The following is a 13506-nucleotide window of genomic DNA, read 5'->3' on the forward strand; positions in this document are numbered from 1 at the left end:
ATGATGGCGCGCATGCCCCGCCGCCCGGTGGAAATCACCCCCGACCTGCTGCTCCGCGCCTATCGCGCCGGGCTGTTCCCCATGGCCGAATCGCGGGAAGGCCGGCGCCTCTACTGGCTGGACCCGGAACTGCGCGGCATCCTGCCGCTGGACGGTTTCCACCTGCCGCGGCGGCTGCGCCGCACCGTCCTTTCCGGTGCCTTCACGGTGACGGCCGACGCCGATTTCGCCGGGGTGATCGCCGGCTGCGCCGCGCCCGCGCCCGGGCGGGAGGACAGCTGGATCAACCCGGAGATCGAGCGCCTCTTCACCGAGCTGCACCGCATGGGCCACGCCCATTCCATCGAGGTCTGGAGTGGGGGCGAGCTGCTGGGCGGGCTTTATGGCGTGGCGCTGAGCGGCGCCTTCTTCGGCGAAAGCATGTTCAGCCGGGCGCGCGACGTTTCCAAGGTGGCGCTGGTGCACCTGGTGGCGCGGCTGCGGCTGGGGGGCTTCACGCTGCTGGACACCCAGTTCATCACCGAGCACCTGGCGCAGTTCGGCACGGTTGAGATTCCGCGCGTGGAATACAAGCGCCGGCTGGATGCGGCGCTGGCCGCGCCCGCCCGCTGGCTGCCGGCGCCAGAGGGATTGGAAGCGGCGATCCGCGCGTTGCGGGGCTGAAAAAGCCCGGGGGAAGGAGTTCCCCCGGACCCCCGTTCTTCTTCCGTCGGCCTGGCGGCGCGCGGGTCACCAGCGCGGGACCGCGAAAAAGCAAAGAAGGGAGGTCGGAGGAATTCCTTTCCCCGGCCTTTTCCCTCAGTTGCGCGTGGGCGAGGCCCAGAGCAGGTTCTGCTCCGGCAGGGGCAGTTCCTCCAGCTCGGCCAGGAAGCTTTCGGCCCAGCGGGTGGCGGTCTGCTCCTCCAGGCCGCGCATCATGCTTTCCCAGCGCTCCTTGCGCTCGTCGAGCGGCATCCGCAACGCGCGGTCGAGCTGTTCGGCCATCGCCACGGCGTCGAGCGGATTGACGATCAGCGCGCCTTCCATGCTCTCGGCGGCACCGGCGAACTGCGACAGGATCAGCACGCCGGGATCCTCCGGGTCCTGTGCCGCCACATATTCCTTGGCCACCAGGTTCATGCCGTCCCGCAGCGGCGTGACCAGCCCGACCCGCGCCACGCGGTAGAAACCGGCCAGGGTGTCGCGCGCCACGGCGCGGGCGACGTAGCGCACCGGCGTCCAGTCGAACTCGGCATAGTCGCCGTTGATCCGGCCGGCGAGCTGGTCCAGCTCGCGCCGCAGGTTGCGGTAGCTGGCCACCTCGTTGCGGCTGCGCGCCGCCACCTGCAGGTAGGTGACGCGGTTCAGGTGCTCCGGGAAGTGCGCCAGCAGGGCGGCGAAGCCGCGCATCCGGTGCGGCAGGCCCTTGGTATAGTCCAGCCGCTCGGCGCCGACGATCAGCGAGCGGTCGCCCATGCTGGCCACCAGGCGCTGGGTGTCAGGCCCATAGGCCGCCTTGCGCGCGATGGTGGCGAAGCCGCGGGTGTCGATGCCGATGGCGTGGGCGGAAAGCTGGGTGCGCCGCATGGTGCCGGCCACCTCTCCGCGCACGCCCCCGGTCGCATCGGGGCTCAGGCCCAGCCCTTCCTGGAAGCAGTTGATCAGCCCACCGAGGTCGTGCTTGGTCTGCACGCCCACCAGGTCATAGGCCAGCAGGTCCTTCAGGACCTGCTCGGCGTCCGGCAGGGCGGAGAGCACCGCGAAGGGCGGGAAGGGGATGTGCAGGAAGAAGCCGATGCGCTGCTTGGCGCCGAGCGCGCGCAACTCCGCCGCCATCGGGATCAGTTGGTAGTCATGGATCCAGATGGTGTCCTTCGGGCCGAGCAGCGGCATCAGCGCCTGGGCGAACTGGCGGTTCACCCGGCGATAGGCGGCGGCCTCCCCGCGGTCGTACTCCATCAGCCCGAGCCGGAAATGGAACAGCGGCCAGAGCGTGTTGTTGGAATAGCCGGCGTAGAAGCCCTGGTGGTCGGCATCGGCGATGTCGATGGTGGCGTAGTCGATGCCGCCCGAGCGAAGCTGCTTGGCCTCCGGCGAAGGCTCCTTGCGGGTTTCGCCGCTCCAGCCGAACCAAAGGCCGCCACTGGCCTTCAGCACGTCCTTCAGGGCGACGGCGAGGCCACCGGCGGTCGGTTCGCCTCGCCGTGGCACCGCCACACGGTTGGAGACGACAACTACCCGCCCCACAGACCGTGCTCCCACGAACGGCTCAAACGCATCGCCGAGAGAATCAGACCAACATGGGAATAAGTCTGAGGAAAATTCCCCCAGAGTTGATTCCGTTTCGGGTTCAAGTCCTCCGCCAGCAGTCCCAGGTGATTCCGGCACGATAGAATGCTCCCGAACATCGTGCGCGCCTCCTCCATGCGACCGGCGGCGGCGAGCGCATCCACGTACCAAAACGAGCAAACGAGGAAGGCGGTTTCAGGTTTCCCAAAATCATCCGCCATATCGTAACGATAAATGAAGCCATCGTGCAAAAGGCGTTTCTCCACCGCCGCCAGCGTGCCGATGAAGCGGGGATCGTTGGCGGGCAGGAAGCCGATCTCCGGCAGGAGGAGAAGCGAGGCGTCCATGCCGTCGCTCTCGAAGCTTTCCACGAAGCAGCCGAGCGCGGGCCGGTAGGCGCGCTCGCAGATCACCGCGTGCAACTCGCGCGCCGACTTCGCCCAGCGCTCGGCGCGGTCGGGCAGGCCCAGATGGCGCGCGATGCCGGCCAGCCGGGCCATGCCGGCCCAGCACATGGCGGCGGAGAAGGTGTGGACGCGTGCCCGGCCGCGATATTCCCAGATGCCGGCATCCGGCGTCAGGGCGCGCGTCTCGGCCTGCTCGCCCAGCCGCTCCAGCAGGCGGAACAGCGGCTCGCCGGCCGGCCGGGGCAGGCGCTTGTCGAAGAACATCTGCGCCGCCGCCATGATGACGGAGCCGTAGACGTCGTTCTGTACCTGGTCGGCGGCCTGGTTGCCCACCCGCACGGGCCCCATGCCGAGGAAGCCCGGCAGCGATTCCGCCAGCCGCTCATGCATGGAGAGGGAGGGCACCAGCGGGTAGCAGGGCTTCAGCTCGCCGCCGGGGGAGATGGCCACCACGTTGGTCACGTAGCGGATGTACTCTTCCATGGTGCGGGTGGTGCCGAGGCGGTTCAGCGCCTGCACGGTGAACAGCGCGTCCCGCAGCCAGCAGTAGCGGTAGTCCCAGTTGCGCTCGGTGTCCGGCGCCTCGGGGATGGAGGTGGTCAGCGCCGCCACCACCGCGCCGGTCTCCTCGAAGGTGCAGAGCTTCAGCGTGATGGCGGCGCGGATCACCGCCTCCTGCCATTCGAAGGGGAGGTGCAGGCCGCGCGTCCAGTCGAGCCAGTGGTTCTCCGTCTCGCGCAGGAACTCGTCGCCAAGGTCCTCCACGGCTCCCGCGATGGTTTCGTCCGGCCCGAGCAGCAGCGTCACCGGCTGGTCCAGCAGGAAGGGCGCCTCCTCGGCCACGCAGGCGAGGGGGGCGTCGGTGGTCAGGCGCAGTGCCGATTCGGTGGAGAAGTAGCGTAGGTGGTTGGAACCGGCGCGGCGCTCCGGCACGTCCCGCCCCCAATGGCCACGCGGGCGGATGCGCAGCCGGATCAACGGCGTGCCGGAAAGCGGTTCGATCCGCCGCACCAGCATGGGTGGGCGGAAGCTGCGGCCGAAGCGGCGGAAGCGCGGCGCGAAGTCGATGATGCGCAGCCGGTTGCCGTTCTCGTCCTCCAGCTCGGTTTCCAGCACGGCGGTGTTGCGGCGATAGGCCTGCCGTGATTCCCGCAGGCCGATCATCGCGCATTCCATGAAGCCGTCCTGCGGCTCTTCCCCGCCGAGCAGGGCGCAGAAGATGGGATCGCCGTCGAAGCGCGGCCAGCAGAGCCAGGAACAGCGGCCGCGACGGTCGAACAGGCCGGCAATGATGCCATTGCCGACCGGCGCCAGGTCGAGCGGCTGGGTCATGCGGCCAGGTCGTCGGCCAGCCGCAGGAGCCAGTCATGCACGGAGGAGGGACCGGGGAAGTCCCGGGGGATGCGGTAGCCGGTGCCGCCCAGCTCCTTGCAGGCGGTGATGCCGTATTCATCGGTGACGTCGTCGCCGATGAAGAGCGGGGTGCGGCCGGCGAAGGGCGGATGCTGCATCAGCCAGCGGACCGCCGTGCCCTTGTCGGCGCTGCGCGGCCGCAGCTCGGCAGCGGCATGCGCGGGCATGACCTGGAAGTCGCTGTTCCGCACCATGTCCTCCAGAAAGGCGGTGGCCATCGGGCCGAGCTCGGGAGCGGCGCGGAAATGCAGCACGAAGCCATGCCGCTTCTCCTCCAGCAGCAGGCCGGGATGGCTGCGGGCAAAGGCTTCGGCGTCTTTCCGCCAGCCGCGCGGCGGCGAGGGCGGCGGCGGCATCGGCGGGATTCCCGCGGTGGCGCCGGCGCCCTCGATGATGGTGCCATGCTCGGCGGCGAAGGCGATGGGCGGGGACTGCGTGAGGCCGCGGGCGACCTCCAGCCCGCGGCCGGTGACGATGGCGACCGCGCCGCCAAGGCTGGCGGAGAGCCGGCCCAGCAGCCCGGGCAGGTGGGGCGGCACCACCACGGCGTCCGGCCGTGGCGCGATCTCGATCAGCGTGCCGTCGAGGTCCAGGAAAAGGGCTGCCTGGCTTCCAGGCAGCGGCGGAGGCACGGGCGGGCCGTCGGAAAAGGCGGTTTGCTCCATGATGTCCCTGATATGACCCCCTCTGCGGCGAGGGGAACCCTCTGGCGCCTCGAAAAAGCCATAAACGAACGCCGGGGCAGGAATTCGTTGCCGATCACAGGGAAGAATCACAGTTTTGTGACAAACCGCTCGCCTGAAACCGCCTCAGTGGCACTCCAGCACGCGCAGGTCATAGACCGGGTGCTCCAGCATCGAGACACCGGGTGCGTTGGCGAACATCCATCCCTGGAACACCGGCACGCCGCGGGGGTCCTTGCGGGTCTCCAGCACTTCCAGCCAGGCGGCGGCATCCGGCACCTCGGCAGGCGGCCGGGCGTTGCAGGCGCGCACGATGATCCGCAGGGTGCCGAACCGGAGCGGCTGGTTGAGCGCCACGTCGAGCACGGTCACACGGGCCGTCACCTTGTCCAGCGCCTGCAGCCTGGCGGTGTTCTTGGGCACCCAGCCCGGATCCTGCTGCGCCATGGCCGGAGCAGCGAGCGCGAGGGCCAGCAGCAGCGCGGCGAGAAGGCGGCGGATCATGCCGCGCCGCCCGTTCCGCCGCCTGGGCGGCGCGGGCTGGGCAACGACGCCACCATCTCGGCCAGGATGCGGCGCATCGCCGCCTCGTCCACCCCCATCAGGAGCGCGTCCTCGAACATGTCGCGCAGCACGGTGGCGGCCTCCTCGTAGTTCTCGGCCAGCACCTTCAGCTTCTCGCGGCAGGAGACGGGCTGTCCGTCGGCGCCCGGCCAGTGAGAGGGGGGGGTCGGGCTCATCGCGGCGCGGGCGCCGGCGCCTTTTCGCCGTCCTGTTCCTGGCCGCCGCCGGAAGCGTTCATCTGCGTCACCGAGAAGATGAAGCGGCCGAGCAGCGCCTCCAGGCTCACCGAGGACTGGGTGATGGTGATGGTGCCGCCGTCCCGCAGCATGTCCGCCGCGCCGCCGGGCACCAGGGCGACATACTTGCCGCCCAGCAGGCCCTCGGAGGTGATCTCGGCGGAGCTGTCGGTCGGCAGCTCGATGCCGGGCTGCAGGCTCAGGCGCAGCACGGCGAGGTAGGTCCTGGGGTCGAGTCGCTGCTCCAGCACCGAGCCCACCTTCACGCCGCCGATGCGCACGTCGGCGCCGGGCGCCAGCCCGTCGATGCGGTCGAAGCGGGCGGTCAGGGTCATGCCGCCATTGGTGCTCAGGCTGCGCCCGGACTGCCCGATGGCGAAGACCAGGAAGGCAGCCGCCACCAGCAGGATGAGCGCGCCGGTCGCGACCTCGGCCCAGTTCCGCTGCTGCATCGCCTGCTCAGGCACCGGGCGTCCAGGCCTCGTAGTCGCCGGCCGTGGGCGGGCGCTGGACGGCGGCGGCGCGGCTGTGCGCGGGCGGGCGGTAGGCCTGCGGCGTGCCGGTCATGTTCGGGCGCGGCTCCTTCTGCCAGGCATAGAGCGGCCGCTCGGGCAGCGGGGCCTCGGTGATGTGGTGCAGCCAGCAGTGCCACTCGGGCGGCACCTTCGTCGGCTCGGGGGCGCCGTTGTACAGGACGAAGCGGCGCTTGCGGCCATAGCCGAGCCAGGACTTCCGGCTCTCCCAGTAGGTGTTGCCGAAGCGGTCGGTGCCGATCTTGCTGGCGGAGAGGCCAGTGGTCAGCCGCTGCAGGAAGGACATGCTCGGTCGTTTCCATCAAGGCTGCGCGGCAGGCTCATGCGGGGAGCCGCGCCACGCGGGGGAGGGGGAGCGCTCTTGCGGGCGCTTCCTTCGCACATGCGGGGGGCTGGGGGAAGGTGCGCCGGCATCCGGCATCATATTGGCGAAGGGCTTGCCGATTTGCCACCGGATGCGCCTTTCACGCCACGCGCGGCCGGTCTAGCCTGGGCGCATGGCACGCATGGCTGGCACCGCTTGGGAAGGTATCGCGCTGCGGCGCACGCGCGCGGCGGCAGATCCGGATTCCGAACCGCGCAACGTGGCGCTGCCTGCCACCTGGGAGGACGAGGCCGCCGCGGCGCTCGCCCTGCTGGCGCCGGGCACCGGGCCGGCGGCGCTGCCGGCCCTGGCGGAAGGCTGGATCGGCCGCTTGGTCGGCCGCGGCCTGCAGGCCGGACTGCTGGAGCCTGCCGAGGCGCCCGGGCTGGCCGAGTCGCTGCGCCGGCTGGTGCTCTCCCGCCGGGGTGCGCCGGGTGCCGCCACCTGGCGGGGCGAGGGCAAGGGGGAGCCGCGCTTCGTGCTGAACCTGCCCGCTTTCCTGGACGAAGTCGGCGGGTTCGACGCGGGCGCCTACACGGCGGCCGCCGGCACGGCCGTGCTGGTGCTGGAAATCCTGACCGGCGGCAAGGCCGCCCGGCTGCGCCTCGGCTTCGCCGACCTGGCGGGGCTGCTGGCGGCGCTGGGGCTGCCTTACGACTCGGAGCCGGCGCGTGACGTTGCCGGCTGCCTCGCGGCCCTGACCCGCGGCGCCGCCGAATGCGCCAGCGCGCGCCTGGCCGAGCGGCTGGGCGCGCGCGAACCGGCCGCCCTGCTCTGGCCGGCGCCGCCGGCGCGCTGCGCGGTGCCGGGCCTCGCCCTGGCCGCCCGTCGCGCGCTGGACGCCGCCGGCGCCACCCATGGGCTGCGCCACCAGGGCTGCTTCGTGCTGACCGCGCCCGACGCCGCCGAGGCGCTGCTTGGCGCCGAAACGGGAGGCTTCGCCCCCGCCCAGGGCGCCACGCGCTACGTGCAGGCGCAGGATGGCGGCGTGACGGAGCGGCCGACCCGCGCCGCCCTGCGCGCCGGCGCGCTGCATGGCGAGCGCGCCGCCGCATTGCTGGCACCTGCGCCCGACTCGGCCCGCACCGCGATGGAGCGGGCCGTCGCCCCGTATCTGCATGCCGCCTGCCCTGCGCCGATGGCGCGCCCCGAGCCGGCCCGCCCGCTGCCGGCGCCGCGCCCGGCGCTGGCCGGGGGCACGGTCTGGAAGGTGCTGGTCGGCGGCCACCGCGTGACGCTGCGCGCCGCCGAGGCGCCGGATGGCAGCCTGGCCGAGATCACCCTTTCCATGGGCAAGGAGGGCAGCGGCTTCCGCGGCCTGCTGGAAGGCTTCCTGCAATCGGTGAACATCGGCCTCGCGCGCGGCGTGCCGCTGTCCGACTATGTGTCCGCCTTCGCCTATACCCGCTTCGGCCCGGCCGGCGTGGTGGAAGGCGACGGCGAGATCCTTTGCGCCACCTCGGTGCTCGACTGGACCTTTCGCCGCCTGGCCATGGCCTATCTGGACGCGGCGGCGGCGCGGCAGCTCTGGCCCGACCCGTCGCTCGACGAGTGCGCGGCCGAGGCGACCGGCACGCCGGCCGACCGTGGCCCGATGCTGCCGCTGAACCTGCCGGTGCAGCCTTCGCCGGCGGCGCGGCGCCGAACCTTCCGACTGGTCGGCTGAGGCGCCGCCGCGCCGACCTGCCCGCCGCCCGATCCTTCCCTTGCCCGAGGAGACGACCCATGGCCGGTCGCATTGAAGCGCGCCTTGCCGAGCTCGGCATCACCCTGCCCACCCCCGCCGCGCCGGTGGCCAACTACGTACCCTTCACCAGCCTGGCCGGCGGCAAGCTGGTGGTGGTCTCGGGCCAGGTCCCGATGCGCGAGGGCGTGGTCGCCTATACCGGCAAGCTCGGCAACACGGTCAGCGTCGAGGCGGGGCAGCAGGCGGCGCAGCTCTGCCTGATCAACGTGCTTGCACAACTCAGGGTTGCGGCCAGCGGCGACCTCGACCGGGTCACGCGGGTGGCCCGCCTGGGCGGCTTCATCGCCTGCCAACCGGAGTTCACCCAGCATGCGATGGTGATGAACGGCGCCTCGGACCTGGCGGTGGCGGTGTTCGGCGAGGCGGGGCGACATGCCCGCAGCACGATCGGGGTTCCCTCGCTGCCCATGGATGCGGCGGTGGAGGTCGAAGGCATGTTCGAGCTCGACTGAGCACCCTCGGCTGCCGGAGGGGGAAGGCGTGGAAATTCTCCCCTTCCGGCAGCAAATGACTATTTCCGCGGCATAAGACTATTCCCTGCCACCCTCCTGCCCGGAAAATGTGCACGCGGCTGCGGCTTTGACGGCGGCGTGAGAGGCTCGCGCGGAGTCGTGATCTTTTTTTGGCGAAGTGGCCTCTATAAAGGAGACGCCCCGTCAGAGGATCCCGCGCTGCATGGAAACAATCCGGACCAAGCTCCGGCCGCTCGTCTCCGTGGTTGCTCCCTGCTACAACGAAGAGGAAAGCCTGCGGGAATTCCACGGGCGGGTCGCAGCAGCCTGTAGCGGACTGACCGGGTCCTACGAAATCGTCCTGGTTGATGACGGTTCGAAGGATGCCACCTGGCAGGTGATCGAGGCCCTCGCCGACGATGACCCCCACGTCGTCGGTGTCCGCCTGTTGCGCAACCACGGCCACCAGCTTGCCGCGACCGCCGGCCTGCATGTCGCCAACGGCGAGCGGGTGATGCTGATCGACGCCGACCTGCAGGATCCGCCGGAGCTGCTGGGCGCGATGATGGCGTGCATGGATGAGGGCGCCGACGTGGTCTATGGCCAGCGCGTCTCCCGCGAGGGCGAGACCTGGTTCAAGCTGGCGACGGCCGGGCTGTTCTACCGCATGCTGACGAAGCTGACGAGCGTGCCGATCCCGCGCGACACCGGCGACTTCCGGCTGATGAGCCGGCGCGTCGTGGACCTCTTTCTGCTGATGCCGGAGCGGCAGCGCTTCATCCGCGGCATGGTGAGCTGGATCGGGGGCAACCAGGTGGCGCTGCCCTATGAGCGGCATGCGCGCTTCGCCGGCTCGTCGAAATACCCGCTGAGCAAGATGATCCGCTTCGCGGTGGATGCCATCACGAGCTTCTCGACCGTTCCGCTGCGGATCGCCGTCTGGGTCGGGCTCGTCACCGCCGGGCTTTCGATGCTGCTGCTGCTCTACGCGCTCTACCAATGGTCGCAGAACGTCGTGGTGGCGGGCTGGGCCAGCATCATCACCGCCATCGCCTTCCTCGGCGGACTGCAGATGCTGATGCTCGGCGTCTTCGGCGAATATCTCGGCCGGCTGGTGCAGGAGACGAAGGGGCGTCCGCTCTTCATGGTGAAGTCGATCCGCGCCGGCAAGCATCTGCACGAGGTGCCGAGCAACTTCTCCCGCCTCGAGCCGGGGATGCGCGACGACGTCGTGGCGGCCTGGTCCGGGGAGCGCTGAGTGCCTGCACGGCTTCGATCCGTTCCTCCGGCGGGCGCGGTTCCCCTCGGCGGGGCGACCGCGCGGGCCACGCGCCTGCGGGAGATGCTGCTCTTCGCCGGTGTCGGCGTGGTGAACACGGCGGTTGACCTGCTGGCCTTCACCCTTCTCGTGACCTTCACGCCGGTTCCGCCGCTCGCCGCCAACACCCTCAGCTATTCGCTGGGCGCGCTGAACAGCTACCTGCTGAACGGCAGGCTGACCTTCCGCAGCCGGCAGGTGCGGCTGGCCTCGCTGAGCCGCGTGCTGCGCTTCGTGGCGGTGAACCTCGCCTGTCTCGCGGTGTCGCTGGCCTCGCTCGCGGTGCTCTCGGGCTTCATGCCTCTGCTGGCGGCCAAGCTCGGCTCGGTGGTGGCCACATTCGCCTTCGGCTACGTCCTCAACAGTCTCGTCGTCTACGGTTCGCGGCCGGAAGGCTGAACCGCGGCTATTCCGGAGTTCTCGTGATGCGCCCTCTTGGTGGGTTGACGCGCAGCGGCCTGGTCGCGCTGTTCGCGGTGATGCTCCTCGTGCCGCTGATGCTGGCGCCGATGCCGATCCTGGGGGATTTCCCCAACCATGCGGCGCGCTTCTGGCTGCTCGGCGGCGGCATGGCGCAGATGCCGGGCATGTATGGGGCGGACTGGTCGCGTGCCTTCACCAATATCGGCGGCGACCTCATCGCCCGCGCGCTGGCAGGCTCGGTCCCGGGCGACCATGTCGCGCAGGGCATCCTGGCCTTCGCCATCATCGGCCCGCCGCTCGGCTGCTTCCTGCTGAACCGGCGGCTGCTGGGGTGGAACGTCTGGCAGCTCGCCCTGCCCGCGCTGGCCTGGACGATGACGCTGATCTTCGGCTTCATCACCTTCCAGATGGGCCTGGCGCTGGCGCTGATGCTCGCCGCCCTGGACGCCGCCATGCGCCCCTCCGCGCTGCGCTGGGCGGCGCGGCTGGCCTTCAGCGCCGCGCTCCTCGTCGTCCATCCCTTCGCGCTGCTGTTCTATGCCGCGCTGCTTGGCGGCCTGACCATCGGGCCGCGCATCGCCGACCGCTTCGCCTCGCGCCGAGCCGTCACCGGCTTCCTGGGCTCCGGCCTGCTGCTGGTGGTGGTCTGCTCGCTGCCGGTGCTCGTGCTGGCGCTCACCGCCGCGCATCTGCCCGGCGAGGACCAGGCGGCGGGCAGCACCGGCACCATCTGGAACCACGGCATCGCCAGCCGCATCGCGGCGCTGCTCTCGCCCTTCCGCACCTACACCATGCGGGTGGATGCCGTTTTCATGCTGCTGCTGGCGCTGGTGCCCGCCTATGCCCTGCTGCGGCGTCGCCTGCATGTGCACCAGGGGCTGCTGGCCGTTGCCGCCATCCTCGCCTTCGTCTCGCTCTTCATGCCGACCGCCATGGCCGGCACCAGCGTCATCGAACTGCGCCTGCCGATCATGGCCCTGCTGGCCGCCGCCGCCGCCATCCGCATCGACTTCGCCCGCCGGCCGGTGCTGATCGGGGCGGCGGTGGCGCTGGCGGCCCTGAGCGGGCTGCGCACCGCCGATGTCGCCCGCCACTGGGTGCGTTTGGAGGCGGATGCCGCCGCCATCCGGACGGTGCTGGCCGCCCTGCCGCCGCACAGCGCGGTTCTGCCGCTGCAGCATGATGCGCCGCGCGAGGCCATGGCCGGCGCGCCGCTCGGCCGCTACTTCGCCGACCGCATGCCTTCCTTCACGCAGTCCGGCGCTTTCGCGACCCTGTGGCGGCAGTCCTTCGTGCCCAACCTCTTCACCGCCCGCGGCAAGCAGCCGCTGATGGTGGCGCCCGCCTTCGAGCAGATCGCCGTGCCGGAGGGCGAGATCGCCTCGGTGGCGGCGCTGTCGGATCCGGATTATCCGCTGCCGCAGAGCGAGGCCTATGTCCGGCACTGGCGGGACCGCTTCGACTTCGCGCTGGTGCTGAACACCGACATGCCCGACCGCAACGGCCCGGTGCAACTGCCGGAAGGGGTCGAGGTGGTGGCGCAGCAGGGCTTCGCGCAGCTGTTGCGCCTGCCGCGGGCGCGAATAACAAGTCAGCTGCGCTGAGAGGGACCAAGGGGCGTCGAAGCCGCGGCCGGACGTCTCGCGCCTGCCGCCGCCAATCCCCACATCGGTGGCGGAATACCGAGGCGGAGGATCATGGCGGCAGGGATTGAGCAGATCGGGCACGGAATCGCCCGGCTCACCAGCGAGGCGGAACGCGCCTTCAACGAAACCACGCTTCGCGTCGCCATCACCGGCCTCAGCCGCTCCGGCAAGACGGTGTTCATCACCTCGATGATCGCCAACCTGCTGGCGCTCGGGCGGGGGCGGGACGCGCTGCCGGCGCTGCGGCGGCAACTCGCCGCGACGGGCACCCGCATCGAGGCGGTGCGGCTGGAGCCGGCCGGGACGCAGGCGCTGGACTGGTTCGATGCCGCCGACAAGCTGCGCGACCTGGCCGGGGCGGACCCGCACTGGCCGCCGCGCACCAGCGATCTCGCCACGGTCAGCCTGACGCTGGTGGTGGCGCGGCGCGGGCGCTTCGGCCGCTGGCTGCCGCCGCGCCGGGTTCGGCTGGAACTGCTCGACTATCCCGGCGAGTGGCTGCTGGACCTGCCGCTGCTGGACGAGGACCACGCGGCTTGGTCGGCCCATACCCTCGCCCTGCTGCGCCAGCCGCCGCGCGCCGCGCTGGCCGGGGAGTTCCTGGCCTTTCTGGCCAGCCTGGATGCCGCCGCCCCGGCGGAGGAGGCGGTCGCGCGCCGCGGCTTCATGCTCTACCGCGACCTGCTGGTGGCGCTGCGTGACCGCCTCGGCCTGCGCTGGCTGCAGCCTGGCCGCTTCCTGGTGCCGGGGCCGAAGGGCGAAAGCCCGATGATGTGGTTCTTTCCGCTGCCGGGGAGCGGCGCCCCGGCGCCGGGTTCGCTGCGCGAACTGCTGGCGCGCCGCTTCGACGCCTATCGGGACGACATGCGGCGCAGCTACTTCGATCCCTGGTTCGCCCGCTTCGACCGGCAGGTGGTGCTGGTGGACGCGCTGGGCGCGCTCTGCGCCGGGGAGGGGGCCTTCGAGGATGCGCGGCAGGCGGTGGCGCAGATCGCCCGAGCCTACGACGCGCGCTCCCGCTCCCGCTGGTTCCGCCTTTCCACGCTGAAGCGGGTGGCCTTTGTCGCCACCAAGGCGGACTATGTGCCGGAGGCGCAGCGGCCGGCCTTCGAGAGCCTGTTCCGCGGCATGGTCGGCGGCGGGGATGGCGGGCGCGCGGCGAACCATTTCACCCTTGCGGCGCTGCGCTGCACGGAAGAGGGGGGCAGCCCGGCCGGGGAGGCGCCGGTCGTCTATGGCGTGCCGCTTGGCGAGGCACGGCGGCGCCCCTTCCGGCCGGGGCATGTTCCGGCCGCGCCTCCGGCGCCGGGCGACCCGTTCTGGCAGCGGCCCTATTTCGCGCTGCCCGTGTTCCGCCCGCCGGTGGTGGACCCCGAAGGGCGCGAGGGCCTGCCGAACCTGGGAATGGACCGGCTGCTCGCCTGGCTGTTGGAGGACGCGCTGTGACCGAAA

The 13506-nt window shown here is 71.1% G+C and carries 14 protein-coding genes; 7 read left to right on the forward strand and 7 right to left on the reverse strand.

Going from position 1 to position 13506, the window contains the following annotated elements:
- Nucleotides 1-12: 12 nt before the first annotated feature.
- Entirely contained in the window at nucleotides 13-663 is a 651-nt protein-coding gene (aat, locus tag E0493_RS14535) for a leucyl/phenylalanyl-tRNA--protein transferase (RefSeq protein WP_160937810.1), read from the forward strand.
- Nucleotides 664-798: 135 nt separating this feature from the next.
- On the opposite strand, the gene E0493_RS14540 is transcribed toward aat, so the two are convergent.
- The 7 genes from E0493_RS14540 to E0493_RS14570 all read right to left on the reverse strand — a co-directional run bounded on the left by E0493_RS14540 (nucleotide 799) and on the right by E0493_RS14570 (nucleotide 6390).
- Nucleotides 799-2226, reverse strand: a complete 1428-nt coding sequence (locus E0493_RS14540; RefSeq protein ID WP_160937914.1) for an alpha,alpha-trehalose-phosphate synthase (UDP-forming) — start codon at nucleotides 2224-2226, stop codon at nucleotides 799-801.
- The gene (locus E0493_RS14545; protein WP_160937812.1) at nucleotides 2214-4007 is read right to left on the reverse strand and encodes a glycoside hydrolase family 15 protein; all 1794 of its coding nucleotides are present in this window, start codon (nucleotides 4005-4007) and stop codon (nucleotides 2214-2216) included. The genes E0493_RS14540 and E0493_RS14545 overlap by 13 nt, the downstream gene beginning before the upstream one ends.
- Nucleotides 4004-4753, reverse strand: coding sequence for a trehalose-phosphatase (gene otsB / locus E0493_RS14550; RefSeq protein ID WP_160937820.1), 750 nt, complete (start codon nucleotides 4751-4753; stop codon nucleotides 4004-4006). Before otsB ends, E0493_RS14545 begins: the two co-directional genes overlap by 4 nt.
- A gap of 144 nt (nucleotides 4754-4897) precedes the next feature.
- Nucleotides 4898-5275, reverse strand: a complete 378-nt coding sequence (locus E0493_RS14555) for a DUF2155 domain-containing protein (RefSeq protein WP_160937822.1) — start codon at nucleotides 5273-5275, stop codon at nucleotides 4898-4900.
- Nucleotides 5272-5511 carry a hypothetical protein gene (locus tag E0493_RS14560; RefSeq protein WP_160937823.1) on the reverse strand — a complete coding sequence of 80 codons (240 nt, stop codon included), beginning with the start codon at nucleotides 5509-5511 and terminating at the stop codon, nucleotides 5272-5274. Before E0493_RS14560 ends, E0493_RS14555 begins: the two co-directional genes overlap by 4 nt.
- Complete coding sequence (gene mlaD / locus E0493_RS14565; protein WP_367614519.1) at nucleotides 5508-6038, reverse strand: outer membrane lipid asymmetry maintenance protein MlaD; 531 nt, start codon at nucleotides 6036-6038, stop codon at nucleotides 5508-5510. Before mlaD ends, E0493_RS14560 begins: the two co-directional genes overlap by 4 nt.
- The gene (locus E0493_RS14570) at nucleotides 6031-6390 is read right to left on the reverse strand and encodes an NADH-ubiquinone oxidoreductase subunit NDUFA12 family protein (RefSeq protein ID WP_160937825.1); all 360 of its coding nucleotides are present in this window, start codon (nucleotides 6388-6390) and stop codon (nucleotides 6031-6033) included. Before E0493_RS14570 ends, mlaD begins: the two co-directional genes overlap by 8 nt.
- Nucleotides 6391-6610: 220 nt before the next feature.
- On the opposite strand from E0493_RS14570, the gene E0493_RS14575 reads away from it, so the two are divergent.
- From E0493_RS14575 to E0493_RS14600, 6 genes are all read left to right on the forward strand, one after another.
- A complete protein-coding gene (locus E0493_RS14575) occupies nucleotides 6611-8134 on the forward strand; it encodes a TSCPD domain-containing protein (RefSeq protein ID WP_160937827.1) in 1524 nt (507 codons plus the stop codon).
- A 59-nt stretch (nucleotides 8135-8193) separates the two neighbouring features.
- Nucleotides 8194-8667 carry a RidA family protein gene (locus E0493_RS14580; protein WP_160937829.1) on the forward strand — a complete coding sequence of 158 codons (474 nt, stop codon included), beginning with the start codon at nucleotides 8194-8196 and terminating at the stop codon, nucleotides 8665-8667.
- 223 nt (nucleotides 8668-8890) lie between these two features.
- Nucleotides 8891-9925 (forward strand): glycosyltransferase family 2 protein, encoded by a 1035-nt coding sequence (locus E0493_RS14585; protein WP_160937831.1) that lies wholly within the window; start codon nucleotides 8891-8893, stop codon nucleotides 9923-9925.
- A complete protein-coding gene (locus E0493_RS14590; protein ID WP_160937833.1) occupies nucleotides 9926-10384 on the forward strand; it encodes a GtrA family protein in 459 nt (152 codons plus the stop codon).
- A 26-nt stretch (nucleotides 10385-10410) separates the two neighbouring features.
- Nucleotides 10411-12012 carry a hypothetical protein gene (locus E0493_RS14595; RefSeq protein ID WP_160937835.1) on the forward strand — a complete coding sequence of 534 codons (1602 nt, stop codon included), beginning with the start codon at nucleotides 10411-10413 and terminating at the stop codon, nucleotides 12010-12012.
- 93 nt (nucleotides 12013-12105) lie between these two features.
- A complete protein-coding gene (locus E0493_RS14600) occupies nucleotides 12106-13500 on the forward strand; it encodes a YcjX family protein (RefSeq protein WP_202397140.1) in 1395 nt (464 codons plus the stop codon).
- The last annotated feature ends 6 nt before the right edge of the window (nucleotides 13501-13506 follow it).

This window comes from Teichococcus coralli, assembly GCF_009829925.1.
Classification (GTDB): Bacteria; Pseudomonadota; Alphaproteobacteria; order Acetobacterales; family Acetobacteraceae; genus Pseudoroseomonas; species Pseudoroseomonas coralli.

What these genes read in the sequence shown, in the direction of transcription:
- aat (WP_160937810.1), top strand. Translation starts at nt 13, where the DNA reads ATGCCCCGCCGCCCGGTGGAAATCACCCCCGACCTGCTGCTCCGCGCC.
- E0493_RS14545 (WP_160937812.1), bottom strand. Translation starts at nt 4,007, where the DNA reads ATGACCCAGCCGCTCGACCTGGCGCCGGTCGGCAATGGCATCATTGCC.
- otsB (WP_160937820.1), bottom strand. Translation starts at nt 4,753, where the DNA reads ATGGAGCAAACCGCCTTTTCCGACGGCCCGCCCGTGCCTCCGCCGCTG.
- E0493_RS14555 (WP_160937822.1), bottom strand. Translation starts at nt 5,275, where the DNA reads ATGATCCGCCGCCTTCTCGCCGCGCTGCTGCTGGCCCTCGCGCTCGCT.
- E0493_RS14560 (WP_160937823.1), bottom strand. Translation starts at nt 5,511, where the DNA reads ATGAGCCCGACCCCCCCCTCTCACTGGCCGGGCGCCGACGGACAGCCC.
- E0493_RS14570 (WP_160937825.1), bottom strand. Translation starts at nt 6,390, where the DNA reads ATGTCCTTCCTGCAGCGGCTGACCACTGGCCTCTCCGCCAGCAAGATC.
- E0493_RS14575 (WP_160937827.1), top strand. Translation starts at nt 6,611, where the DNA reads ATGGCTGGCACCGCTTGGGAAGGTATCGCGCTGCGGCGCACGCGCGCG.
- E0493_RS14580 (WP_160937829.1), top strand. Translation starts at nt 8,194, where the DNA reads ATGGCCGGTCGCATTGAAGCGCGCCTTGCCGAGCTCGGCATCACCCTG.
- E0493_RS14585 (WP_160937831.1), top strand. Translation starts at nt 8,891, where the DNA reads ATGGAAACAATCCGGACCAAGCTCCGGCCGCTCGTCTCCGTGGTTGCT.
- E0493_RS14595 (WP_160937835.1), top strand. Translation starts at nt 10,411, where the DNA reads ATGCGCCCTCTTGGTGGGTTGACGCGCAGCGGCCTGGTCGCGCTGTTC.
- E0493_RS14600 (WP_202397140.1), top strand. Translation starts at nt 12,106, where the DNA reads ATGGCGGCAGGGATTGAGCAGATCGGGCACGGAATCGCCCGGCTCACC.